This window comes from Microbulbifer sp. MI-G (genome assembly GCF_030440425.1).
Lineage (GTDB): Bacteria > Pseudomonadota > Gammaproteobacteria > Pseudomonadales > Cellvibrionaceae > Microbulbifer > Microbulbifer spongiae.
Genome location: NZ_CP098023.1, coordinates 1,771,701 through 1,798,163, shown reverse-complemented (window position 1 = coordinate 1,798,163; position 26,463 = coordinate 1,771,701). Strand labels below are relative to the sequence as shown.

At 54.4% G+C, this 26,463-nt stretch carries 17 protein-coding genes; 8 read left to right on the top strand and 9 right to left on the bottom strand.

What is annotated here, in order from left to right; translation table 11 throughout:
- Positions 1 to 25 precede the first annotated feature (25 nt).
- From odhB to sdhC, 6 genes are all read right to left on the bottom strand, one after another.
- A complete protein-coding gene (gene odhB, locus M8T91_RS07680) occupies positions 26 to 1,219 on the bottom strand; it encodes a 2-oxoglutarate dehydrogenase complex dihydrolipoyllysine-residue succinyltransferase (protein WP_301418412.1) in 1,194 nt (397 codons plus the stop codon).
- On the bottom strand, positions 1,216 to 4,092 hold the full coding sequence (locus M8T91_RS07675; RefSeq protein WP_301418410.1) for a 2-oxoglutarate dehydrogenase E1 component: 2,877 nt from the start codon (positions 4,090 to 4,092) through the stop codon (positions 1,216 to 1,218). Before M8T91_RS07675 ends, odhB begins: the two co-directional genes overlap by 4 nt.
- Before the next feature lie 199 nt (positions 4,093 to 4,291).
- Positions 4,292 to 4,996: a succinate dehydrogenase iron-sulfur subunit gene (locus M8T91_RS07670; protein ID WP_301418408.1), complete on the bottom strand. Its 705-nt coding sequence runs from the start codon at positions 4,994 to 4,996 to the stop codon at positions 4,292 to 4,294.
- A 19-nt stretch (positions 4,997 to 5,015) separates the two neighbouring features.
- Positions 5,016 to 6,788, bottom strand: a complete 1,773-nt coding sequence (gene sdhA, locus M8T91_RS07665; protein WP_301418407.1) for a succinate dehydrogenase flavoprotein subunit — start codon at positions 6,786 to 6,788, stop codon at positions 5,016 to 5,018.
- Positions 6,789 to 6,791: 3 nt separating this feature from the next.
- Positions 6,792 to 7,166, bottom strand: coding sequence for a succinate dehydrogenase, hydrophobic membrane anchor protein (gene sdhD / locus M8T91_RS07660; RefSeq protein WP_436970328.1), 375 nt, complete (start codon positions 7,164 to 7,166; stop codon positions 6,792 to 6,794).
- Entirely contained in the window at positions 7,154 to 7,528 is a 375-nt protein-coding gene (gene sdhC, locus M8T91_RS07655) for a succinate dehydrogenase, cytochrome b556 subunit (RefSeq protein ID WP_301418404.1), read from the bottom strand. The genes sdhD and sdhC overlap by 13 nt, the downstream gene beginning before the upstream one ends.
- Before the next feature lie 441 nt (positions 7,529 to 7,969).
- On the opposite strand from sdhC, the gene gltA reads away from it, so the two are divergent.
- The 5 genes from gltA (at position 7,970) to M8T91_RS07630 (ending at position 14,560) form a co-directional block, all read left to right on the top strand.
- Positions 7,970 to 9,259, top strand: a complete 1,290-nt coding sequence (gltA, locus tag M8T91_RS07650) for a citrate synthase (RefSeq protein ID WP_301418402.1) — start codon at positions 7,970 to 7,972, stop codon at positions 9,257 to 9,259.
- Between the two features lie 305 nt (positions 9,260 to 9,564).
- A complete protein-coding gene (locus tag M8T91_RS07645) occupies positions 9,565 to 10,101 on the top strand; it encodes a hemerythrin domain-containing protein (RefSeq protein WP_301418400.1) in 537 nt (178 codons plus the stop codon).
- 517 nt (positions 10,102 to 10,618) lie between these two features.
- On the top strand, positions 10,619 to 12,649 hold the full coding sequence (locus M8T91_RS07640) for an FAD-dependent oxidoreductase (protein ID WP_301418398.1): 2,031 nt from the start codon (positions 10,619 to 10,621) through the stop codon (positions 12,647 to 12,649).
- On the top strand, positions 12,650 to 13,999 hold the full coding sequence (locus M8T91_RS07635) for a cytochrome c3 family protein (protein WP_301418396.1): 1,350 nt from the start codon (positions 12,650 to 12,652) through the stop codon (positions 13,997 to 13,999). It begins immediately after the preceding gene.
- Between the two features lie 12 nt (positions 14,000 to 14,011).
- Positions 14,012 to 14,560, top strand: coding sequence for a Tll0287-like domain-containing protein (locus M8T91_RS07630; protein WP_301418394.1), 549 nt, complete (start codon positions 14,012 to 14,014; stop codon positions 14,558 to 14,560).
- 156 nt (positions 14,561 to 14,716) lie between these two features.
- Here the strand turns inward: M8T91_RS07630 and M8T91_RS07625 are convergent, their stop codons facing one another.
- Positions 14,717 to 16,933, bottom strand: coding sequence for a M3 family metallopeptidase (locus tag M8T91_RS07625; protein WP_301418392.1), 2,217 nt, complete (start codon positions 16,931 to 16,933; stop codon positions 14,717 to 14,719).
- Positions 16,934 to 18,039: 1,106 nt separating this feature from the next.
- Here M8T91_RS07625 and M8T91_RS07620 point away from each other — a divergent pair.
- The 3 genes from M8T91_RS07620 (at position 18,040) to M8T91_RS07610 (ending at position 23,726) form a co-directional block, all read left to right on the top strand.
- Complete coding sequence (locus tag M8T91_RS07620; protein ID WP_301418390.1) at positions 18,040 to 20,943, top strand: TonB-dependent receptor; 2,904 nt, start codon at positions 18,040 to 18,042, stop codon at positions 20,941 to 20,943.
- Between the two features lie 77 nt (positions 20,944 to 21,020).
- Positions 21,021 to 23,354 (top strand): MGH1-like glycoside hydrolase domain-containing protein, encoded by a 2,334-nt coding sequence (locus tag M8T91_RS07615; RefSeq protein WP_301418388.1) that lies wholly within the window; start codon positions 21,021 to 21,023, stop codon positions 23,352 to 23,354.
- A 27-nt stretch (positions 23,355 to 23,381) separates the two neighbouring features.
- Entirely contained in the window at positions 23,382 to 23,726 is a 345-nt protein-coding gene (locus M8T91_RS07610; RefSeq protein ID WP_301418386.1) for a hypothetical protein, read from the top strand.
- A gap of 378 nt (positions 23,727 to 24,104) precedes the next feature.
- Here the strand turns inward: M8T91_RS07610 and M8T91_RS07605 are convergent, their stop codons facing one another.
- Together M8T91_RS07605 and M8T91_RS07600 are read right to left on the bottom strand one after the other, a co-directional pair.
- Positions 24,105 to 25,094, bottom strand: a complete 990-nt coding sequence (locus M8T91_RS07605; RefSeq protein ID WP_301418384.1) for an amidohydrolase family protein — start codon at positions 25,092 to 25,094, stop codon at positions 24,105 to 24,107.
- A 253-nt stretch (positions 25,095 to 25,347) separates the two neighbouring features.
- A complete protein-coding gene (locus tag M8T91_RS07600; protein WP_301418382.1) occupies positions 25,348 to 26,460 on the bottom strand; it encodes an NAD(P)-dependent alcohol dehydrogenase in 1,113 nt (370 codons plus the stop codon).
- Positions 26,461 to 26,463 lie beyond the last annotated feature (3 nt).

The following is a 26,463-nucleotide window of genomic DNA, read 5'->3' as shown; positions in this document are numbered from 1 at the left end:
CGGAGCGGCCCCTGAACAAGGGCACTCAGATTTCCAGCAGAATGCGCGCCGGATCTTCGATCATCTCTTTAATTGCCACCAGAAAGCCAACCGCTTCCTTACCATCGATCAGGCGGTGATCGTAAGACAGTGCCAAGTACATCATCGGCAGGATTTCCACCTTACCATCGACTGCCATGGGGCGCTCCTGGATTTTATGCATACCCAGGATTGCAGTTTGCGGCGGGTTCAGGATCGGGGTGGAAAGCAGAGAGCCGAACACACCGCCATTGGTAATGGTGAAGGTGCCCCCGGTCATCTCTTCGATGGACAGCTTGCCGTCGCGGGCGCGCGTCCCCATATCGCGGATGCTGTTTTCCATATCCGCAAGGCCCATGTTGCCGGCATTGCGCAGAATAGGAACCACCAGCCCTTTTGGGGAGGAGACTGCCACACCGATATCCTGGTAGCCGTGGTAGACGATATCGTCACCATCGATAGAGGCGTTTACCGCCGGGTAGCGCTTCAGCGACTCCACTGCCGCCTTGACAAAAAAGCCCATAAAACCCAGGCGGGTGCCGTTGTGGACCTTCTCAAACAGCACTTTGTAATTTTTGCGCAGGTCCATGACCGGCTGCATATTGACTTCATTGAAAGTCGTGAGCATGGCGGTGGACTGACTCGCGTCCAGCAAGCGTTCGGCGATACGTTTGCGCATACGGTTCATGGGTACACGCTTCTCTACGCGCTCACCCGCAGCAACGGCGACTTCAACAGCAGCAACCGGCGCCGCTTCGGCGGGTGTGGAGCCCGCCTTCATCACATCTTCCTTGAGGACCCGCCCGCCTTTGCCGGTGCCCTCCACACCACTCAGATCAAGGCCCTTTTCCGCTGCCATCTTGCGGGCAGAGGGCATAGTGATTTTTTCATCGGTAACGGGCACCGCGTCTTTGGCGGCAGGCGCCTCGGCCTGCTCCTCCGCCGGAGCAGCTGCGGCGCCGGCTCCCGGCTCAAACCTGGCGATCACTTCATTGGAGAGCACCGTGTCGCCCTCGTTCTTGAGGATCTCGGAAAGGGCGCCATCTGCCGGTGCAACCACTTCCAGTACTACCTTATCGGTTTCAATATCCACGATCAGTTCATCGCGGGACACGGCTTCGCCGGGTTTTTTATGCCAGGTGGCAACAGTGCCGTCCTGGACGGATTCCGGGAAAGTTGGCGCTTTAATCTCGATCGTCATTTTCCTGTTTCCTGAGATTGACTCTGCTTTACTGACTGCCGCCGTTGTTTGACGGTCAGCGCCTCGTTGATGAACTTATTCTGTTCCTCCAGATGCGTGGACATATAGCCCGCCGCAGGTGCCGCTGAGGGCACACGCCCTACATATTCCAGGTCCAGCTTGGGGTGCGTCTCCGCCAGCAGGCGGCGCAGATGGTGCTGGCTGTGGTACCAGGCGCCCTGGTTCATGGGCTCTTCCTGGCACCAGGCGGCACTCTTGATATTTTTGTACACGGAAACCGCTTCCACGAATGCTGCGTCGGGGAAGGGGTACAGCTGCTCGATACGCACCAGGGCCACGTCTTCCTGGGTACGCTCCAGACGCGCCTCCAGCAGGTGGTAGTACACCTTGCCGGAACACAGGACCAGGCGCTTGACCTTGGCCGGGTCAACGCCCTGATCCTGGATCACTGTGTGGAAATGCCCCTCCGCCAGGGCTTCCAGACTGGAAGTGGCCAGTTTGTGACGCAAAATCCACTTCGGACTCATAATAACCAATGGACGGCGCATCGGGCGGATAGCCTGCCGGCGCAACAGGTGGAAGATCTGCGCTGGCGTAGTGGCATTACACACTTGGATATTGTGCTCGGCACACAGTTGCATAAAGCGTTCAAGGCGCGCCGAGGAGTGTTCCGGACCCTGGCCCTCGTAACCGTGTGGCAGCATCAACACCAGGCCGCACATACGCCCCCACTTGTGCTCACCGGAGGTGATGAACTGGTCGATCACGACCTGGGCACCGTTGGCAAAGTCCCCGAACTGCGCTTCCCATACCACCAGGGATTTCGGCGTGGTGGTGGAATAGCCGTATTCAAAGGCCAGTACCGCCTCTTCCGACAGCAGGGAGTCATAAATATAAAAGGGTGGCTGGTCTTCAAACATGTGCTGCAATGGCACATAGCACTGGCCGTCTTTCTGGCTGTGAATCACCGCATGGCGGTGGGAGAAGGTGCCGCGCCCCACGTCCTCCCCGGTAAAGCGGATCATATAGCCCTGCTCCAGCAGGGTGCCGTAAGCCAAAGTTTCCGCCATACCCCAGTTCAACGGCAGAGCGCCACCGGCCATTCTGCGTCGATCATCGTAAATTTTGGAGACCTGGCGCTGCATCACGATACCGTCGGGCACCGTGGTCATACGGTTGGCCACATCCTGCAGTTTCGGCAGGGCAAAGCCGGTATCGGCAGGCTCCTGCCAGTCGTGACCCAGGTAGGGGCCCCAATCCACAAACATGGAAGCATCCGGCTGCTTTACCAAACCGGTGGCCACATCTTCGCCCGCGTCCAGTTTATCGCGGTAATCATTGGCCAGCTTGTCTGCCGTCGGTTTGTCCAGGACACCCTGGCTGACCAGCTTTTCCGCAAACAGCGTGCGGGTGGTCTTGTGCTTGCGAATCGCCTGATACATCAGCGGCTGAGTGCCGGAGGGATCATCGGTTTCATTGTGCCCCCGACGGCGATAGCACACCAGGTCGATGACAATGTCTTTCTTGAACTCATAGCGGTAATCCACCGCCAGCAATGCCGCCAACACCACCATTTCCGGGTCGTCGCCGTTAACGTGCAGCACCGGGGCATCAATCATCTTGGCCGGGTCTGTACAGTACTCGGTGGAGCGAGCGTCCTCGCGCTTGCTGGTGGTAAAACCCACCTGATTATTCAGCACGATATGTACCGTGCCACCGGTGTAGAAACCGCGGGTCTGGGACATCTGCAGGGTTTCCTGCACAACACCCTGTCCGGCAAACGCCGCATCACCGTGGATATTGATGGGCATGACCTTCTCGCCAGTGGCATCCTTGCGGCGGTCCTGGCGAGCGCGCACCGAACCGACAACGACCGGGGCGCAGATTTCCAGATGCGAGGGATTAAAAGCCAGTGCCAGATGCACTTCGCCACCGGGAGTCATCACGTTGGAGGAAAAGCCCTGGTGATACTTGACATCCCCGGAAGTATCCAGGGTCTTCTTGCCTTCAAACTCCTGAAACAGATCCGCAGGGTTCTTGCCGAGAATATTGACCAGGGTATTCAAGCGTCCGCGGTGGGCCATACCGATGACGATTTCCTTCACACCATAGGTACCGGAGCGGCGGATCAACGCATCCATCATGGGAATCAGGCTTTCCCCACCCTCCACGCCAAAGCGCTTGGTGCCTGGATACTTGGAGTCCAGATGGCGCTCCAGACCCTCCGCTGCAGAGAGGCGCTGCAGGATTTCGATGCGAATATCATTGCCGAAATTGGCTCTGGACTGGCTGCGCTCCAGGCGCTGCTGGAGCCACTGCTGCTCTTCGAGGTTGGACAGGTGCATAATCTCAGCACCCAGGTTGCCGCAGTAAGTACGCTCCAGGCTCTCGACAATTTCCCTCAGGGTGGCCTCTTCCTTGCCAATAAAGAGGCTGCCGGTATTGTAGGTGGTGTCGAAATCCCCTTCGGTAAGACCGTGGTAATTCAGCTGCAGGTCGGGCACCTGCTCACGGGCCATCAGACCAAGTGGGTCCAGAGTGGCTTTTTTATGACCGCGGTGGCGGTAGGAATCGATCAATTGCAGCACTTTGATCTGTTTGCGCTCGTGCTCCATATTGGCGGAACCGGAGCCGGGCGCCGCAACCGGGCGCGCGCGGTGCCTGCTGAGCAATTCAAAGTGCTGGCGCACTGCGGCGTGAGAAACATCATTACTCCCCCCCACACGGGGGAGACTGTCAAAATAATTGCGCCACTCCTCCGGCACCCCGTTGGCATCGTGCAAATAGGTCTCGTACAGCGCCTCCACATAGGTGGCATTGCCCCCGGAGATATGAGAGCTGCGCCACAGCTGCTCCATGGTACTTTCATGCATGTTAATGCCTACCTCAGTTGCAGTGGGCTTCTCATCGCGTGAATCACTGCCTTTCCTTTCAGTCACAAAAAGGGAGGCGCCTAAAGCCACCTCCCCTTTTCAATTGAATGCCGGTTTATCGGCTTGCTGTCACTGGATCAGTGCATTACCCGGCCCGGGTCTAAAGCGGGCGGGTACTGGCAGGGCGACCCTGCACCCCCTATACCGCACGAGTCAATAACATGTTGCGAATATGGCCGATGGCGCGGGTGGGATTCAATCCCTTCGGGCATACATTCACACAGTTCTGAATGCTGTGGCAACGGAACACGCTGAAGGGGTCGTCCAGGTTGGAGAGCCGCTCCTCAGTAGCCAGATCGCGGCTGTCCGCCAGAAAGCGGTAGGACTGCAGCAGCCCGGCGGGCCCGATAAACTTGTCGGGGTTCCACCAATAGGATGGACAGGCAGTGGAGCAGCAGGCGCACAGAATACACTCGTACAGGCCATCGAGTTTTTCACGGTCTTGCGGGGACTGCAGGCGCTCAATAGCGGGCGCAGGGGTATCATTTTGCAGGTATGGCTCGATCTTCCTGTACTGCTCGTAAAACTGTTCCATATCCACCACCAAATCGCGGATCACCGGCATGCCCGGCAGTGGCCGCAGCACCAGCTTGCCTTTCGGTGCCGCTTCCGACAGAGGCGTGGTGCAGGCGAGGCCGTTGCGCCCGGAGATATTCATGCCGTCGGAACCGCACACACCCTCGCGACAGGAACGGCGAAAGGACAGAGTGGAGTCTTCGGCCTTGAGCAGCTCCAGCACATCCAGAACCATCAGGTCCTTGCCCTGGGTATCCAGCTCGTAGTCCTGCATATAGGGCGCTTTGTCGGTTTCCGGGTTGTAACGGTAAATACTGACTTTCAACATACTCTATTCCGCTCCCGAATCAGTAGGTGCGAGCTTTTGGTTCAAAGGCTTCCATGGTGGTTGGCGCAAAGTTTACCGCACGCTTGCCAACCCGTTTTTCCACCGGGAAATACAGGGAGTGACACAGCCAGTTCTCGTCGTCGCGCTCCTGGAAGTCTTCGCGCGCATGGGCCCCGCGGCTCTCGGTGCGGGCTTCGGCGGCAATCGCAGTGGCCTCGGCAACCTCGAGCAGATTCTGCAGTTCCAGCGCTTCGATACGGGCGGTATTGAAGGCGCGGCTCCTGTCGTCCAGACGCACGTTCTCGATACGCTCGCGCAGACCCGCCAGCTTCTTCACACCTTCCGCCATATAGTCGCCGCGGCGGAATACGCCAAAATGGTTCTGCATCACACCCTGCAGCTCCTTGCGCAGACCGGCGGCCTTTTCGCCAGTCTCGCAGGTTTCCAGGCGGTTCAGGCGCGCCATGGCCGCTTCGATATCCGACTCGGAGGCCTCGCGGTGCTCAATTCCCTCGCGCAGGGCCTTCTCGATAAACAGGCCCGAAGCGCGGCCAAAGACCACCAGGTCCAGCAGGGAGTTGCCACCGAGGCGGTTGGCGCCGTGCACCGAGACACAGGCCACCTCACCACAAGCGTAGAAGCCGTCGATGATATGGTCATTGCCGGCCGCGTCCTGGGTCAGGGCCTGGCCGTGCACATTGGTGGGGATACCGCCCATCATATAGTGGCAGGTGGGTGCCACGGGTATCGGTTCCTTCACCGGGTCCACATGGGCAAATGTTTTGGACAGCTCGCAGATACCCGGCAGGCGGCTGTTGAGCAATTCTTCCCCCAGGTGGTCAATTTTCAACAGTACGTGGTCGCCCTCGGGCCCACAGCCGCGGCCATCGAGCGTTTCGAGCACCATGGAGCGGGCCACGACATCGCGGCCGGCGAGATCCTTGGCATTGGGTGCGTAGCGCTCCATAAAGCGCTCGCCATCCTTGTTGATCAGGTAACCGCCCTCGCCGCGACAGCCTTCGGTCACCAGTACGCCGGCACCATAGATACCGGTGGGGTGAAACTGCCACATCTCAATGTCCTGCACCGGCATACCCGCGCGCAGGGCCATCCCCACACCGTCACCGCTATTGATATGGGCATTGGTGGTGGAGGCGTAGATTCGACCGGCGCCACCGGTGGCGAACACCGTCGCCCTGGACTTGATAAAGACGATCTCGCCATCTTCGATACACAAAGCGATCACACCCACAACCGCGCCGTCCTGGTTCTTCACCAGGTCAATGGCAAACCATTCATTCAGGAACTCCGTGTCGTGCCTGATGTTGTTCTGGTAAAGGGTGTGCAGCAGGGCGTGTCCGGTGCGGTCTGCCGCCGCACAGGTGCGCGCGGCCTGACCACCGCGGCCGTAGTCCTTTGACTGACCGCCGAACGGACGCTGGTAAATACGGCCCGTTTCGGTACGGGAGAAAGGAAGTCCCATATGCTCCAGTTCAAACACCGCCTCGGGGCCCACAGAGCACATATATTCGATGGCATCCTGGTCACCGATGTAATCGGATCCCTTCACCGTGTCGTACATGTGCCAGCGCCAGTCGTCATTCGGGTCGGCACTGGCGATGGCACAGGTGATACCGCCCTGGGCGGACACCGTGTGTGAACGGGTCGGGAAGACCTTGCTGATGACTGCGGTTTTGTAGCCGGAGCGGGCCATCTGCAGTGCCGCGCGCATGCCGGAGCCGCCGCCACCGATGACAACCCCGTCAAAGGAAATAGTACGCATGTTCGCCATCACTTATACACCCCAGAGAATTTCGATGCCCCACACCGTGTACAACACGGCAACTACCGCCAGAGCGGCTTCCACAAACAGGCGCAGCACCGTGGCTTTGCCCCCCATCACCCGGTTGGTGATGTAATCGGTGACAACAGACCAGAGTCCGATCCAGGCGTGAATAATGACCGACAGCAGGGCCACCAGACTGAACACACGCATCCAGCGCTGGGCGAACAACTCTGACCAGGCCTGGTAGCCAAAGTCTTTTGTAAGGAAAATAAAGCCGACAATAAACAGGAGATAGACGATCAGCACCACCGCGGTAACGCGCTGGTACAACCAGTCGAAAGTGCCGCTACGGCCAAAACTTGTAACTGTTCTTACCACAACCATACCCCCGCCAGTAGAATCAGGATGACACTCAGCACCAGTACTGTGACAGCGCTGCGGCGGCCACCTTCCAGGCTTTCACCAATGCCCATATCCATCAACAGGTGGCGCACCCCGGCCAGCAGATGGTAAATAAGCGCGGCCAGTGAGGCCCACAGCACGAGCTTGGCAGGGAGGCTGTTAAATACTGCCGCCACATCGGCAAAGCCCTGTTCCGATTTCAGGCTGACATCGAGCATATAGAGCAACAGCGCGACAACAGCAAAAAGCACAACGCCGGAAACGCGGTGCAAAAAGGAAGCCAAAGCGGCAGCGGGAAGCTGAATAGTGGAAAGATCTAGATTGACAGGTCTGTTTTTGTTCACAGGAAAAACACCTTGTTGCCCTGAACGACCGGGCGCCCGTTAGCTTTTCAAAGAAGGGACGAGCCGCTTGCTGATCACTTGGCACTCGACCCGGGTGAGTCTTATACAAAAGTAGCTGTACCGTGGCGCAAGCCGCGCGGATTATAGGCATTCAATAGTCAAAACACAACGAATGTCCGGGAACAGGCCCGCTTTCGGAGTCCTTGCAGGCACCCATCCGGGATCGCAGGATTTCCGTAGACTTTTATGCCTCCCTCTAGATAAAAGCTCCAGGGAGCCCACCCTGCTACCGGATATCCTGCCACAATCAGACTGGCCGTCCACCCCTTTTGGTTTGACAATTTACGGCCCGACACTTAAGTTTGGCCCCGCTCAAAAGGCTGCCAGCACACTAGAATCCTGGGCAAAGGCCGCCAAAGGAACAGTTTTTAGGAGTCCGCAATGTCCGATAAAAAAGCGCTACTCACAGTTGATGGTATTGACGGCGCTATTGAGATGCCCGTTCTCTCCGGCACCCTCGGCCCCGAGGTGGTGGATGTCAGCAGCCTGACCGGCAAGGGCCTGTTCACTTACGACCCGGGTTTCGTATCCACCGCTGCCTGCGAATCCAAAATCACATTTATCGATGGCGCCAAGGGCCAGCTCCTACACCGTGGTTACCCTATTGAGCAACTGGCAGAGCAGTCCGATTATCTGGAGACCTGCTACCTGCTGATGAATGGAGAACTGCCCGACGCCAAGCAGAAAAAAGAATATGTTGACACCATCTTGTCACACACCATGGTGCATGAATCCCTGGTGAGCTTTTTTAAGGGTTTCCGCTACGATGCCCATCCCATGGCCATGATGTGCGGTGTGGTTGGCGCCCTCGCTTCCTTCTACCACGACTCCCTGGATATCAATAATCCGGAGCACCGAGAAATTTCTGCACACCGCCTGATCGCCAAAATGCCCACACTGGCTGCCATGTGCTTCAAGCACTCCAACGGTCAGCCCTTCATGTACCCGGACAACAGCCGCAGCTACTCCGAGAACTTTCTGCACATGATGTTTGGCAATCCCTGTGAATCCAGCAGAATCGATCCAATTGTGGCCAAGGCGATGGATATCATCTTCCTGTTGCACGCTGACCACGAGCAGAACGCCTCCACCTCTACCGTGCGCCTGGCCGGCTCCTCCGGCGCCAACCCCTTCGCCTGTATCTCCTCCGGCATTGCCGCCCTGTGGGGGCCCGCGCACGGTGGTGCCAACGAAGCGGTACTGAACATGCTGCAGGAGATCGGTGACGAAAGCCGTATCGATGAGTTTGTGAAACGCGCCAAAGACAAGAATGACCCTTTCCGCCTGATGGGCTTCGGCCACCGTGTCTATAAAAATTTCGACCCGCGCTCCCGTGTCATGCAGGGTATCTGTGACGAGGTTCTGGGTGCTATGGGTGTCGAGCATGACCCATTGCTGAAGATCGCCAGAAAACTCGAGAAGATCGCCCTTGAGGACGACTACTTTGTGGAAAAGAAACTCTACCCGAACGTGGATTTCTACTCCGGCATTATTATGAAAGCGATCGGCATTCCCACCGATATGTTTACGGTTATTTTTGCTACCGGCCGCACTGCAGGCTGGATTGCCCACTGGAATGAAATGATCTCCAACCCATACAGGATTGGCCGCCCGCGCCAGCTTTACACCGGCTATACCCAGCGCGACTATATCCCCCTGGATCAACGCTAGATAAGCAGAGAAGAAACCCGGCAGAGCCGGGTTTCTTCTTTTTTCGCCAATACTGAGTACCATGGTTCCAGCCCTCTTTTGCGAAAGCAATCACCTCCCAAGCAGAAGTTGTGATACACCTCTCATCTTTCACAACTGAGTAAAATCCGGTCTCCATTCAACCTTAAAGCCCCTGTCATCCAATGTAAAATCCGCCACTCCCGGCCAGGGGGAACAGTGCCAAGCCCACAGGGTACTCTCCCGATCCGCGGAACAACACACTTGCACAACTCACCAATCCATAATCTCCACCAAGGGTATGACACATGCTTAGCTTTCTTTCCGGTATGTTCCGCAGTGACAAGTCGAGAGACAGCGCAGATCTCGAAGAGAGATACACACGCAGCGCCTACTCCAGTGCCAAGGGAAACCGGACCATTTCCTACGACCCCACACTCATCAAGGCCCTGGAAGACGACCATCGGAACCTGGTCGGCATTTTCCAGCGCATCTGGTCAGAGGGGTATGAGCAGCAAAATTATCGCCAGCTGTCCCAGTTGCTCACCCAGTTCAAATCCACCTTCCAGGCCCACCTGATCAAGGAAAACGTGCGCTTCTATGTTTACCTGGAGCAGACTCTCGCCGGCGATACCCACACACTGCAGGTGATCAAGGATTTTCGTTCCGATATGAATGAAATCGCCAATACGGTTGTGCAGTTCTGCAAACAGTACAATCACGAAGCCTTTACACCGGAAATGGTTCGAGATTTTAAAATGGACTACCAGAAAATTGGAGAGGCACTGACCCGCCGCACTGCCCTGGAAGAAAAGGAGCTCTACGTGCTTTACCAACCAGCCTGAGGATTGTCCGTGACAAAATCCGGGACGAGCCGTAACGGACACCCGACCCTCTTTTGGAATCAGGCAAAACCTGGCCGCCACGCAACAATGTGTAATATAGGGCCCGACCACTAAAACTTGTGCAGCCCACAGGGATGGGGCCGCATGCCTTCAAGTCCCTTGCCAACACCCTGCGAAATCCATTCAGAATCGCTCACAAACTAACCGAAAAATCCCGCTATACAAAATAAATCGATTATATTTTTCTCCAGCTTGACATCCCCATTTCCCCCAATGCGTGCTGTGACAGCCACAGATAGCGTTACTGACCACACCAAACTCCCTCAACAGCCTTTTCTGCATCGTTGTCATTCAACACTAGACGTTTATTTAATTTTGTTTAAATATAGAGGAAGTAGAGTTTAAAAAAAAATCTTTCTGTGGGATGTCGGTCTAATTGGTATTCAGGGATTTGTAGCTTAACAATAAGAATAACCATCGGGCCGGTGGCAAAGCCGAAGGACTTGGGGGGAGGTGTATGACTGAACTAGACAGTTCACCTGTTCAGCAATATTCACCAGATAACACGTACACAAGCAATGACAGCTATCCAATTTACGTTGTTGTGGGCACAGGGCCGGTTGGTGTCCGCTGTGCCCAAAAGCTGTTGGAGTTTTGTGATGAGGCGCAGGTTGTTATCTATGGGGCCGAAACGGAATCACCCTATAACCGGGTAAAACTTTCACAGTATCTGTCCCGCCATGTGGAACGGGCAGAGCTGGACAACCCAATCCTTGGCCAGCGTGACCACAGGCTGGCCGAGTATATCGACCGAAAAATTCTCTCCATTGACCGCACGCACAAAACGGTGACTGATGCAGCGGGAAATACACAGCCTTACACCAAACTGATTCTGGCCACTGGCTCCAATCCGGCCATTCCCCAGATCGCAGGTACCGAACTGCCCACTGTGTACCCCTTTCGCAGCCTGCGCAATACCCACGATTTGATCAACTTGCGCGAGCGGCACGCCGATATTTGTATCGTAGGCGCCGGTGCATTGGGTCTTGAAGCCGCAACCGCATTAAAAACTCCAAAGAACACAGTCACTTTACAGTCGCGGGGATATTTGCTCAGTGGTCTGCTTGGGGAAGAGGGCGAAGCGTTCCTGAAATCCTCGCTCTCGGCACTCGGTGTCAATCTCGAAATCGGCGACTCGTTGCAGGCAATCGAAGCGGATGGCAAAAAATCCAGGCTGCGATTTGTCAGTGGCAAAACCCTGAGTGTCGACGCTATAGTGCTGTGTACCGGGATTCAGCCCGAAGTGACGCTTGCGCAACAGAGCGGGCTGAAAACACAGCGCGGCGTTGTTGTCAATGAATGGATGCAAACTTCCGACCCCGATATATACGCAGTGGGGGAATGTGCCGAATTTGATCAAAAAATTTACCAATTGGTACGTCCCGGATATGAGCAGGTGGAGAGCTGCTGCTCCCATATCCGTCGCAATCACGGTGCCCCCCGGTTACAGCGCCCCTATACCGGGAGCTATACCGACATCCAGCTCAAGATTGCCCACATCCCCTGTGCCATTATCGGCGACGTTACTTCGGACAGTATCCACTACCAGCACAATGTACAAAGGTACGCTTACCGCAATCGTTTCAACGGGGTGTATCGCAAACTGTTTATCGGGGATGGACGTATCCTCGGCGCAGTCTATATTGGCAGCTGGAATGAAGCCAACGGCCTGCGCCAGGCTGTGGCTGGGCAGGAAAAAGTCAACCAGCGCACCCTCAGGAGCTTTGAAACTACAGGTCGTCTGTTTGCAAAACAGACGGCCACCACTATTAAGCATTTCCCCGATAGCTACCTGGTATGCCAGTGCAACTCCGTGAGTAAAGGAGACCTGTGCAAGGCCATATCCGAGGGCAAGCGTACCTTGAATGAATTGCAGCAGGCCACAACTGCCGGCTCTATATGCGGCAGCTGCCGCCCACTGATGGCGGAGTTACTGGATGCTCCCGCGCCCAATCTGGTGATGCGTCACGCCAGGGGAATATTGATCACATCCGCACTGTCCCTGCTCCTTATTGCGCTGGCATTTTTGATGCCGGCTGCACCGGTTTCCGACACGGTGCAAACAGCCTTTTCCTGGCAAAAACTCTGGTACGACAACTTCTGGAAGCAGGTCACCGGCTACACCATTCTCGTGCTGTGCCTGCTCACAGCAGCACTCAGCGTACGAAAGCGGTGGAAGAAATTCACCATTGGCCATATGGATCACTGGCGCTATGCGCACAGTGTGATTGGTCTGATATCGCTCCTTGCCCTTGTAGTGCACACGGGGTTTCGCCTGGGAGAAAATCTGAACCTGGCACTGATGCTTGTTTTTCTCACCGCGACTGCAACCGGTTCACTTGTCGGTGTGTTTATGGCACGCAACCACCACTGGACAGACCTGAAACTGCGCGAGCATCGCAAATGGTGGTCCCGTGTCCACTATGCCCTGCTCTGGGCGCTGCCGGTACTGCTCGCCTACCATATTCTTGCGGTTTACTATTTTTAAATGAAATCCTATCAATTTAAATTCTGGCATTATGGCCTGCTGCTGACCTTGGCCGTGGGGTCGCTGGCTGCGTATAACCTGGAGGTTGCCGACAAATCCCTGTTCATCACCGGGGAAACGAGCCACGGGCACCACCAGATAGAACTGGACTGTATGTCGTGTCATACCGATGGTTTTGCGGGCGAGGAGGCCATGCAGCAATCGTGCCTGAATTGCCATGCCGAGGAACTGGAACTGGCAGACGACTCCCACCCGCGAAAAAAATTTCTCGACCCGAGAAACGCGCCGCTGTTGGAGACACTCGATGCGCGCCAGTGCGTCAGCTGTCACACCGAGCACAAACCGGAAATTACCCGCGAGATGGGGGTCAGCCTGGCCGGGGACTTCTGTTTTCACTGCCACAGCGATATTGCACAGGAGCGCAGTAGCCATAGAGACTTTGGTTTCGAAACCTGTGCCAGTGCCGGCTGCCATAACTATCACGACAATGGCACGCTCTACGAAGATTTTCTGACTGACCATGAAGGGCAACCGGATTTGTTGGAGAATGCCCATTTGCCCGCCCGAACCGCGATGCAGATGTGGCTGCGGGAACACCCGCACAAACAGCCCCTGCAGCCGGAACAAGCCGACCTGGACCTGAATTCAACTTTAGAGATCCGTACAGCATGGGCGCAAAGTGCTCACGCCAGAGCCACTGTCAACTGCAGTCAGTGCCATATCGACAACCAACAGCAGTTCAGCAGCCTGGAAGTGGTGGAACAGTGTGCGAGCTGTCACAGCGAACAAAAAAAATCCTTTACTCAGGGCAAACACGGGATGCGCCTATCCTCCAAACTTTCACACGGGCTTGTTGAGCGCATCGGTGCCATGTCACCGCTGCAGGCAAGAATCCCCATGCAAGCGGATGCATCGGGGGAATTGAACTGCACCAGCTGCCACGACGCCCATTCAGTCAATGTGCACTATGCCGCAGTGGAATCCTGCCTTGGCTGTCACAGCGACGAACACAGTCTGGCTTACCGGGATTCCCCCCATTTCAATATCTGGGAAAACAATCCCAAAAGCGGTCCCAGTTGTGCCAGCTGCCACCTTCCACGGGAAACCCATGCCAACCAGATCGTTGTTAACCACAATCAAAACCACAATCTGCGTCCCAATGAAAAAATGTTACCTGTCTGCCTGAACTGCCACGGAGCGGAGTTTTCCCTGGCCGCCCTGGCTGATAAAAAATTGATAACACAGAATTTCAAGCACAAGCCCGCGAAGAAGCACCAGACCTTTGATCTGATTCGCGACCGCATTGCGAGAAAGTCCAACAACAAAAAACAGCAAACCAAATCCCAATAGGAGGGGAACACTATGCGTATTGCCGCTTGTTTTGTCGCCGGTCTGGCCCTGCTCACTGGCTGTGAAAAGCATCAGGGAATTGCACCCGAGCGAATGGCGGATGCCATCTTTGCCGTAATCGAAGCAGACAGGGCCAACTACACCAACCAGGTGGTCAACCGTCTGCAAAATGAAGAAAAAATTCTCGATGCTGATGAGCACTGGCAGGATAAGAAGCTGCTGCCTCTGCCCGCACAGATGATGCGTATGGGGGCGGAGCGTGTAGCGGAAAGAAACTCCGGTTTCAACTACGCCCTCCTATCCCTGTGGCCGGTCAACAAACAGAACAAGCCGCGCACCGAAATGGAGAAACAAGGCCTGCAATATGTGATCGACAATCCCGGTAAAAACTTCTACGGACGCGAGAAGCTGGGGGACACGGAATACTTTACTGCAGTGTACGCCGACGTGGGTGTTTCCCCCGCCTGCATCAGCTGCCACAACGATCATGTGGACAGCCCGCGCAATGACTTTGAACTCGGGCAGACCATGGGCGGTGTTGTTATCCGTATCCCACTGTAAGATCCCGCCTCCTGAAGCGGCAAAGTTGCGCACCAGAGCCTGCCCGCTTACCCCTGAGGCAGAATCAGTGCGCCAGCATCACTGTTTCAGAGGCCGCGACAAAAAAGCCGCTGATACTGCTGCGGCTTTTTTATTGTGACTGTATAAATCAGTTAATCAGCTTTTGGTTGCGGCAGCAGCGTCTTTCTTCTCCGGTGGCGGAAAGCCGCGATCACGCATCAGCGCTTCAATATGGGCATCACGACCACGGAAAGCGCGGTAGGCCTCGGCGGGGTCCAAGGCATTGCGCGGCGCAAACAGGTACTTCACCAGCCTGCTGGCCACTTCCTTGTCGTAAAATCCCCCCTCGGATTCAGCAAACGCCTCAGCGGCATCTGAAGTCAAGACGTCGGCCCACATATAGCCGTAATAGCCTGCGGAATAGCCCTCACCGGAAAAGATATGGCCAAAATGTGGTGTGCGGTGACGCATAACCAGCTCCTTCGGCATGCCCAGCTCTGCCAGTGTTTCGCGTTCGAATACATCCGGGTCCATATCTTCCGGATCGGCCGTATGCAGCTTCATATCCATCAGCGCGGAAGCCAGATACTCCGTTGTGGCAAAGCCCTGGTTAAACCTGGCTGCCTTTTTGATCTTGGCAACCAGATCCGCAGGAATCGGCTCTCCGGTTTTATAGTGCACCAGATAATTATCGATCACCGCATCGGTAGACAGCCAGCGCTCCAGTAACTGAGATTGGAACTCGGTATAGTCACGCACGCCGCTGTTGAGGGTTGGGTATGTCACATTGGAGGCGAGAAAATGCAATGCGTGGCCAAACTCGTGGAAGAAGGTTTCCGCATCGTCCCAGCTCACCAACACCGGCTCGCCGGGCGCCCCTTTGATAAAATTGGAGTTGTTGGAAGACAGTACGGTCTTTTTGCCGTCAAAGGTAGAGTGATCGCGGTACATGGTGGCCCAGGCGCCGGAGCGCTTGCCGGCACGGGCAAACGGGTCCAGGTACCAGAGCCCGATATGCTCACCAGTGGTCTTGTCAGTTACTTCCCAGACTTTCACATCTTCGTGAAAAACCGGTACGGTATCCGCTGCCACTGGCGTAAACTCGAAATTGAACAGCTCGCCGGCCACGTAGAACATGGCTTCGCGCAGCTTGTCCAACTGAAGGTACTGTTTCACTTCATCGGAATCCAGGTCGTATTTGGCTTTGCGGACTTTTTCCGCATAGTAACGGTAATCCCAGGGTTCAATGGTAATGCCGGCTTTTTCGGCATCCGCAACCGCCTGCATATCCGCCACTTCCTCTTCCACGCGGGCTACTGCCGCCGGCCACACGGCTTCCATCAGGGTCAAAGCGCGTTCGGGTGATTTGGCCATACGGTCCTGCAAACGCCATTGGGCATAATTGTCAAAGCCCAACAGGCTGACCCGTTCATCACGCAGCTTCAGAATTTCGGCAATGATGGCATTATTGTCATGTAGATCACCGTTATCACCGCGGCTGTAATAGTTGGTCCATACCTGCTTACGCAGTGCACGGTTATCGGAATAAGTCAGGAAAGGGTCCATGGAAGAGCGCGTATTGGTGATCGCGTATTTGCCCTTCTCGCCCTTCTCTTCAGCCAGGGCGGCCGCTGCAGCAATATAGGACTCGGGCAAACCAGCAAGTTGATCCTTGCTCAGGAAAATATCGTAGCCCTCCTCATCCGCCAATACATTGTTGGCAAACTTGGTATACAGCTCCGCCAGGCGCTGGTTGATTTCGGCGTAACGCTCTTTTGATGCACCTTTCAGGGTCGCCCCATTAATGGCAAACTGGTTGTAGATCAACTCGACAACGCGTTTCTGTTCAGCGTCCAGATCCATGGATTCGCGCTGGTCATAAATCGCCTTAACACGCTTGAACAGTTGCGCGTTCTGGGTGATCTTGGATTCGAACTCAGCCAACTGGGGAGCCAATTCCTGCTGGATCTTGCGAAATTCCGGGGAGGACAGGTTGCCACTCCAGATACCATAGTAGGAGAACACACGCCCCAACTCGGCACCGCCACGCTCCAGTGGCACAATGGTATTGGCGAAGGTCGGCGCAGCCGGGTCGGCAGTAATCGCATCGATCTCTGCCAGGTTCATCTCAATGCCCTTCTCGATCGCGGGTTTGAGATCCTCGAGACGCATCTTATTGAACGCGGGTACCCCACCGTAAGGACCCACCCACTCCGCCAACAGGATATTGTCCGCCTGCTGGGCGTTTGCAGCTTGAGAGTGTTCCGCTTTCACAATATTTTTAGCAACCCCTTCCTGTGCTGCCTTTTCACCACAACCTCCCAGGGTCGCCAGACCCACGGCTGCGGATAGTACAATCAGTGCCTGACGCATTTGCCACCCCTCTAATTGGTACCTTGTCATAGTTTTAGGGGCCAGAGTTTAACCCCAGTTGGCCGTAACAGGCCAATGTTATCGCCTTTGACTGCCGGGGTTGCGACTAATAGAGGATTTCACGCGACAGCGCCCCTCTTTAACGAATCACTTGGCTAAGAGACCGTTTATCTTTTGTTGGCATCAAAATGGTATCGACTTCTTAAGTGTCTTCTTTTTATTGTCATTCACCATGCCATTATCTAACCTTCAGTACAGTAGCATCGACTCTCGCACATGCCGGCAGCCGTTGTCTGTCGGGACCGGAAAAGCTGACAGGGGTTTTACAGGAAGGGCGGCTCTCTAGCTTGCCAATTGGATAACGCCATAACTGCCCAAACCACTGCAGGCGCCGCTGGTGTGAAAGACACTGCCCGGGCAATGCCAGAAAGGCGACCAACAACAGGCTCGGGTGCGTGCAATTCTGGGGATTATTGTTTTGATTAAAAATTAAAAACTGTCGGTTGACTATACAAATACTCGAATTGCAGACTCTAAAGTTCCTTCAAATGGGTTTTTGTCGAACCTTTACGCGACACTTCCGCATTTGCCTTCTTTTCATCACAAACGGTAGCCTTTCAAAAGTGCTGCAGGGATTTAAACTTGAAAACCTAGCGGCTCGCCCATCTATACAGTTAGTTTAATCGCTTGATTGAGCATCATTCTAAAATCGTACTTTTGAGCCAGTATAGGCAGGGCAATCTTATTTGTATTTTTGCGATTTGCCGATGTAAAAGAGCGTTTTCACAGTCCATCACCCCCCAGGTGCAAAAACGCTTTGTATGAGTCGCGGTACATTGTTCAATACTGGATGGGCCAACACCACCGGTTGTCTTCGCTCCGGCACACGGAAATCAAAACCACCCTCAGGTCAGATCGATGCTTCCCTGCTACCGCTTATTCAGCCCCCCTTATCGTAGAAAGTAGCGGCAGGCTTGCTCCCCCTGGTAAAAACAGATTCCAATCTGACAGGGTGGGTACGCTGCCCGCAAAGTCCAGTGGCACCGGCCTCACCAGGTGCCCGAGGGGCGAACACAATAATGACAGTCATTGATGAGATTTGTGAGATGAGAGATTCTGGCTCCAATTATTCGAGCAACAAAAGCGACACCTCCTTTAACCACACGCTATTGGCAGTCTGTATTGCTGCCGCCACCCTCGGTGCCAATGCGCAAGAAACGCAAACAGCGGGGCCCTTGGAGGAAGTCACCGTAGAGGGTGTCAGGGGGTCACTGAAAAATGCCCGGGATATCAAACGGGATGCGGCCACCGTTGCCGACGCCATCTCCGCTTCGGATATCAATGCCCTGCCGGACAAAAGTGTTCTCGAAGCCCTGCAGCGGGTGCCCGGCATTTCCATCGAACGCTTTGCCGCCGTGGAAGACCCGGATCATTTCTCCATAGAAGGCAGTGGTGCGGCTCTGCGCGGCATGGCTCAGAGTCGAAGCGAGTTCAACGGCAGGGACAGTTTCTCTGCCAACAACGGTAGCGGACTCAATTTCCAGGATGTACCTCCGGAGTTGATGGGGTCTGTAATTGTGTACAAAAATCAGACGGCAGACATGATTGAAGGCGGCATCGCCGGTACTATCAATCTGCAAACCCGCAAGCCTTTCGATAGCGACGGACAACAGATTGCCTTCAGTGGAGCCTTGAACTATACGGACATGCGCGGCGAATCCTCGCCGGATTTCTCCGCTCTGTACAGTAACCGCTGGCAAACCGATGTGGGGGGCCTCGGCTTTCTGATCAGTGCTGCCGACTCAGAATTGCGCGTCAGCAATAACTCCGTGGGCCAGGGTGCACCTCAATTACTGGATATTCCCGACGTTGGCGAGCGCTGGGTGCCCATCAATGCCGGCGCACGCATGGTAAATCAGGATCGTCACCGCACCGGCGGCAGCCTGGTCTTGCAATGGGCCAATCCGGCCGATACTACCCTGGCCACCCTGGAATATGTGCGTTCCGATGCATCCACGACCTGGTACGAAAACGCCTTCCAGTCAGACGACACTGTGGGAAACCCCAGTGCGGACAGTGTGTACACTGACGACCGTTTCGTCTCAGGAACCCTACAGGGCGCCGACCGCTACAACAGCTTCGCCCGCCGTTCGGTAACAGGCACACTGGTAGAGGATCTTTCCCTGAATCTGGCACTGCACCCCACCGACCGACTTCAGATGGCGTTTGATGCCCAGTTTGTACAGGCACAAACCCAGGTGCTGGACCTGTCCATCTTTGGTAATACGCGCGCAGACGTAGAAGTGGATTTCTCCGGAGATTTGCCCGAGGTGAACTTTATTGCGCCCGCGGGTGTACCACAATCCAGTGCAGCGTATTTCACCGATCCCGCCAATTATTTCTACCGCGCCGCAATGGATCATATCGAAGACAGTGAAGGAGAAGCAAAAGCGCTGCAACTGGATATGGAATACGATATCGACCGGGGTTGGTTTCAATCCCTCAAAGGGGGGCTGCGTGCCTCGGAGCGGAAACAGACTACCCGCTGGTCCACTTATAATTGGGGGGTGTTGTCGGAAACCTGGGCCGGCGGCCAGAAGTTTTTTAACGGTGTTCACGATTCCACCCCCTGGGACGGTCAGCCGGGAACCGGAACCTACCCCGCCCCGGCCCACGATGTTTTCCACTTTAATGACTTTTTCCGCGGCAACACACCCGGCATTGCAGGTGGCACTATCCTGACACCGGGCGCTCACCTCCTGGCAGATCACCACACATTCCGCTCAGAATTGGGGCGTATTTTCGGTTTTAACAGTCTGAAAGATCGCAACGATCTGGTGGATGGGATCTTCACTCAGCCGGAATACAACCCGGTCAGGGAAGAGCGCCAGTCCGCGTATGTGATGGCAACGGTTACGAGCCTGGACGATGCCCTTACAGGGAATGTTGGCCTGCGCTATGTCACCCTGGATTACACCACATCCGGTGGCGTCTCCTACTCCAGCATCAACGCCAGCCTGCCCCTACCCGCAGATGACCTCGCCTTCTTCAACGGCGACAGCTACCTGACCAGCAGTGCGGCCAGCCATTCCCAGTGGCTGCCCAGCCTGAATGTGAAATACACGATCAATGATGAATGGCTGATGCGGTTTGGGGCCTCCCGGGCGATCGCCTTTCCGGATATGGGTATGTTGCGCGATAGCATGGGGGTTTACGCCATTGTCACCGAGGTGGATACCGACGGAGATGGCATTGACGACGCCGCGCGGGTCTCCGATTACCGCGCCGGTACCGGCAATCCTTTCCTCAAGCCCATGACGGCACACAACTACGACGTGTCTCTGGAATGGTATTTCAACGACGTGGGCGCGCTCTCCGCCTCACTGTTCTACAAGGATATTTCTGATTTCTTTGTCAGTGGCGCTTTCCCCAGAGCAGTGACCAACAACGGCGTTACCAAGACCGTGGAAGTGGATGGGCCGGTCAATCTCGGCGACGGCACTGTACGCGGATTCGAGCTGGCTTATCAGCAGTTCTTTGAGCAACTGCCCGGTGCCTGGAGCGGCCTCGGTCTTCAGACCAACTACACCTATGTAGACGCCAAGAGTGTACCCAACCCAAACATCAGCACCAATGATGGCAACGAAGTCGCAGTCGCTTTTGAAAACCTGCCATTGCAGGGCATGTCCGAACACACCTACAACCTGGTAGGGCTGTACGAATACGCTGATGTCAGTGCACGGCTGGCCTGGAACTGGCGCTCCGAGTATCTGCTGACCACCCGCGACGTGATCACCAAGTTGCCCATCTATAACGGTGACAGTGGCCAGCTGGACGGCTCTGTCTTCTACAACGTTAACGACCATGTGAAGCTGGGCCTTGAAGCCACCAATATTCTGGATCAGGTCACCGAAACGCAAATGCAGGTTAACGACGACGGCACCAGGTTCAATCGCTCCTGGTTTATCAACGACCGTCGCATCGCGGCCGTTATCCGCATCAACTTCTGATAACTGCAGAGTGATGCAGGGCCAAGGAGCGTACCCGGCACATACCGCCGCAGCGGAACTATCTGCAGGAAGAGCCCATGCGAATGATTACACTCTGTCTTTTGACTTTTTTCTATACCGGCACTCTGGCGGCGAACCCTCCCAGCAAGGAGACATTGCGCTCGCCTGATCTGCCCGTCATAGGTATACAGCTTTGGTCCGTGCGTGAAGATCTCAACCGCGACTTCGAAGGTACCCTTTCAGCACTGGCTGATATGGGCTTTGCTGCGGTGGAGTTCGCGGGAGAGTTCGGCCCCTATGCCGGTCGCGGGCCCGAATTGCGCAGCCTGCTCGATCAGCTGGGCCTGAAGGTGAGCGGCGCACATATTGGTTTTAACGATGTCACTGCAGACACCATCGAACAAACCGCAGGCTTTTACCGCGAATTGGGTGCCGAATACCTGATTGTCGGCTGGGATACCCGCGGCTGGGACACCGTTGGCATCAATGCGCTCGTCACAGACCTCAATCGCACTCATCGGCAGCTGGAAGCACGGGGTTTGCGCTTCGGGTACCACAACCACGCGGGTGAACTGTCCCCCTTTCGGGACGCCACTTTCTGGGATCATATCGCGACCAATACCTCCGACACGCTCGTGCTGCAACAGGATGTGGGCTGGACAACTGCCGCCGGGGATGATCCTGTAGCCCGGGTAATGCAGTATCCGGGGCGCACACTGACAACCCACTACAAGGCACACTGCCCCGATGATATTCCCAATGCCCGCTCCATTATTGGTGAAGATGTGATCGACTGGCTGTCGCTTATCCATGCAAATGTCTCCAAAGGAGGCACGCGCTGGATTATCCTTGAACAGGAAACCTACCCCGATGGAATGCGCCCTCTGGCAGCAGTACGCGCTTCCAAAGTAGGGTTGGATCACTACCTGGCGATCTATCGCACCCGACTGGAAAACGGTGGTCACTTTTTCCCCACCGAACCCTACAGACCGAAACCGTTACCAGTATTTTCCCAGGTGCGGGATCAGCTACCCCGCCCCGTGTTTGCACGCAGGCCGGACTATATCGAATTTTATTACCGTGCCTGGGAAATCGGCTTTGGGCATTTCACCCAACCAGTAACAGGCAGCCCGCTTGTGAAAAACTTTATCGACGAGGCCTTTAACGAAAATATCTTTTTGTGGGATATGAGTTTTTCCACCATGTGGGGTAATTATGCCCACCATCTGTTTCCGGCCATTGAAGGACTGGACAACTTTTATGCCCTTCAGATGCCAAACGGTGAAATCGTCCGGGAAATCGGCGAGAGCAACGGCCGGCTCGGTGTGAAAGGCTGGTCGGAGCCCGGCACCCCCGGTAACTTGAATCACCCCATGCTCGCCTGGGCCGAACTACGTGCCTACCGCATTACCGCCGACCGGACGCGCCTGGCACGCATCTATCCGGCATTACGGGCTTATCGCGAGAGTTACCAGCAGATCTACCATCCCGCTACCGGACTGTATCTCACCGACAAGGCTGCCATGGATGATTCACCGCGCAACGATACCCTGTTGGCAGGTGTAGATGTCTCTGCACAAATGGCCATCTTTGATCGCTGGTTGGCAGAGATGGCAGACATACTCGAGAAACCTTCTGAAGCCCTCTTCTACCTCCGGCGCGCAGCCCGCTATAGTGAATTCCTGAACAAAAAACTATGGGATGCACAGAGCGGTTTTTACTACGACTGGGGCAAAAACGGCAAACGCATGACCATGCGCACCATTGCCGCTTTTTGGCCCATGCTGGGCGGCATTTCCAGTGCAACCCAGGTCGAGCGGCTGATCCGGCATCTGAACGACGAGAAAAGCTTCAAAACCGCACACCGGGTGCCCACCCACCCAAAGGATGAAGCGGGTTACAGCGGCGACTACTGGGCCGGCGCCGTCTGGGCGCCCACCAATACCATGGTCATCTCGGGGCTGGAAAAATACGGGCACAGGGACCTGGCTCACGAAATCGCTCTCAACCACTTGAATGCCACTACTGAGGTGTACAAGCAGACGGGCACCGCATGGGAAAACTACTTCCCGGAAAAACCCCTCCGTGGCCGCAAGGCCAAACCGGATTTCATCGGCTGGTCCGGACTCGCCCCCATCACCTACCTGATCGAATACGCCATCGGCATCCGCATCGATGCACCCAACAATACCATCCACTGGTGGCCTCGGGAACTGGGCAGACACGGCATTGAAAATCTGCGCTATCGCACAGCCAGCGGACGCTGGAATAAGATCAGTCTGGTCGCCGCAGCCCGCAAACACAGCGATGCTGCGCTGCGATTCAGCGCCACATGTGAGCAGAGTTTCAACCTGGTGTTGCACGGCAAAAGCGGCACCGAGAAACACACTATTCACTGCACGCACCTCTGATCAATTCAAAGACGCGGTGACGCCTGCTTGGATATTTTCAGAATCCAGCACTCAGGTACGACGGTTTCGGTGGTTTATCAAAAAATGGCGGCGCCCAGAAGCGCCGGTTTTTTGCTTTTTATCCTTAAGGGTAAGAGCGTGAATTGCACTGTTTTCATCAGCGGAGCAGGGAATCTTAATTTGAAACCGCTCCGCCTCAACTACTGGACTCCCTTTGCCGAAACCTACGGCATGGAACTCTCCATTGGAAGAGTTGGAGGCCAGGTGGGGAAACACATACCCGGTGGTGATCAAGTCCTGACGAGCCAAGCGGCCCATCCTGTCGACGTACCTCAAGCATCCGGAATGCGCGCATACACCGATTTGCTCTGACAACTTCTCGCCAGCTACCACAGGCGGGCTGTCAATCATAATAAATCAGACTGCCTCACCCTTTTCAAAAGACAGTGTATTTATTACCAATATATTCCCTTTAGGGATGTACTGTGCTACTTCGAATAGCACACTTGTTTCTGCACAAGTTCCACGAATATTGGACAGGGCAATCACCCATGGTGATCAAAAACGTTAGACGTCTCATTGGGCATAAACTCAAGTTCATTGATAACCCAAGAGTTAATATTGATCATTACATATTTTTATAACACCCAGAAGCCCTGCAACTATCATTACCCTCCACGAGCATTATAAAATTGCCAAACTGTTCAAAATCCGAATTCTAAATAGAAAAGGTTAGATCAATTGCTCTGCTTAGAGAGAAAAAAGTCTAACAGCATTTTCACGTCCAATTTTTTGCCGATCATTATCGCTAATATCAGCATCATCAAACCAAGTAGCAGCCTCCTCTACATCCTCATAAGGTGTATCTACTGAAAACATGACTCTATCTATTCCAATTTCGGCTATGGAATCTACAAGTGCTTTTGTATGAAAATGACCACTCGTCGTTATATAGAAATTTTGGCTGAAATATTCACTTACCGTTTTCGTTGCCTGGCCAAGACCTGCACCATTACGCTGTTTATGTAAACGGTGTTGTAGCCGAGGCAAAAGAAAAGGTAGACCTTCTCCCAAGTGACCAAGAATCACAGTTAGTTGTGGATACTTATCAAATAAACCACTTAACATTAAACGGATCGCATGAGTTGCAGTTTCATGAGCAAAACCCCACGCAGATCCGATCAAAGATCCGTAATTTTCATAGTTACGTATTTGTGTTGGTAATGGCTCACGTGGGTGAAGATAAATAGGAACATTAAGCTTGCTGGCGCGCTCCCAAAACTCCCAAATAGGCGGTTCATCTAAATACTGGCCTGTATTATCATCCTCAACATTGGTATAACCATTAATTAACGCACCTTTCATATTTAATTGGGTAACAGCACGTTCAAGTTCATCTGCAGCAGCTGTAGGATCTTGTAAGGCTACTGTCGCAAATCCCATAAACCGAGATTGACCAGCTAATAACTGTTTTGCCATAAGATCGTTAGTACGCTTTGCAAATTCCGTAGCTTCATTTGCATTAAGAAATGACTGAACCCCAGGTGACGTCAGGGAAAGAATCATCAATTCAATCCCATATTGATCCATAAGATCCAAGCGCAGAAAAGGATCTAGCAAATGCCTTTCTATATACTCCATATACTCCTTGCCATTACGTATGCCCTCACTCTCAGAGTCCCAATAACGATTGTTCTCGATTGTTGAAATATGCTCTTCCAACGCAATTTTGTCTTTCATATCAACTCTGACCTAAAAATTGTTTAATAACTATTTCGGAAAGTAACTTTTAATACCTAAGATATTGAAAACGGTGTATCTGTGAAGAATGCGAGCATACGGTCATTCAATAGGCCAGCCTCCATATTTGGCGTTTTGGCTGTGTAGAGTTCACGGCATGCAATCTTGGCAAAGATAGCCGAATAGGCCCCTGGATATACACAGCCATCACCATTTAAGTTTTTACGCATAACGCATGCTTAAAATACTCCCCCTACTGCATGGTGAGCACGGGCTTGATCACGTGCCCTGTACTCAAAGCATCAACTGCAGCCTCGATATTACTAAACTCATAGTGCGCAATTAATTTCTCAATCGGAAAGCGACCCTGTTGATGCAATTTGGTCAACTTTGGTAAGAACGACTTGGGTCGGCTGCCACCTTGAAGAATGCCCTTAACTGTTCGTCCGAAGAGCAGATGGGTCATATCGAAGGCAACTTCTGTGCCTTGTGGCGCACCGCCTATCAGCCCACAAACCCCTGTGGGCTGCAACACATCCACAGTATTTCTGAATACAGCGGGATTGCCTGTGCCCTCAATTGCATAGGCAACACCATGGGGGCAAATCGTCTTGACGGCAGACACAGCATCCTTTGTTTTGGACCCATTGATAACATGCGTTGCCCCAAGGTCCAGCGCAAGCCTCAGTTTGCTATCCACCGTATCCAGAATAATGATCGGGTCACAGCCAATAATTTTTGCAGCCATTACAGCCGCGAGGCCAGCACTTCCCGCTCCAGTAACCAGCAGCGATGCACCGACTTCCGGACGCAATACATTCATGATTGCACCCGCCCCGGTCTGGAACCCGCAACCTAAAGGCGCCAGTGTTTGCAGGTCAGCGCTCTTGTCTATAACCACCACGTTGGCTTCTGTTGCAATGGCATGGGTGGCAAAAGCCGACTGATTAAAGAAGGCACCATTAATTTGTTCGCGTACACCCCCATTCGCATCGTACTGAAACAATGGGGCAGGGATGCTCCAGTCATGGCCGGAATAGCGCTTGCCGGAAAAGTTCATTTCCATATGGTGCCAGCACGTAGCGATCACCCCGAGAGCACAGCTTGGACATTGTCCACAGAAGGCAAATGTCATCAAAACATGGTCTCCCACAGAAACCGTCTTAACGCCCTTGCCAACCCCCTCGACCACACCGGCCCCCTCGTGCCCTAGTACAACCGGCAAAGGGGTTGGGTAGTGCTGATCACGAACACTCAGGTCTGCACGACAGATACCGCAGGCTGCGATTCGAACCAGAACTTCCCCTTCCGAGGGCGGATCGAGCTCCAACGGTTCAAGGGTGAACGGGCCGTTTTTTTTGCGCACAAC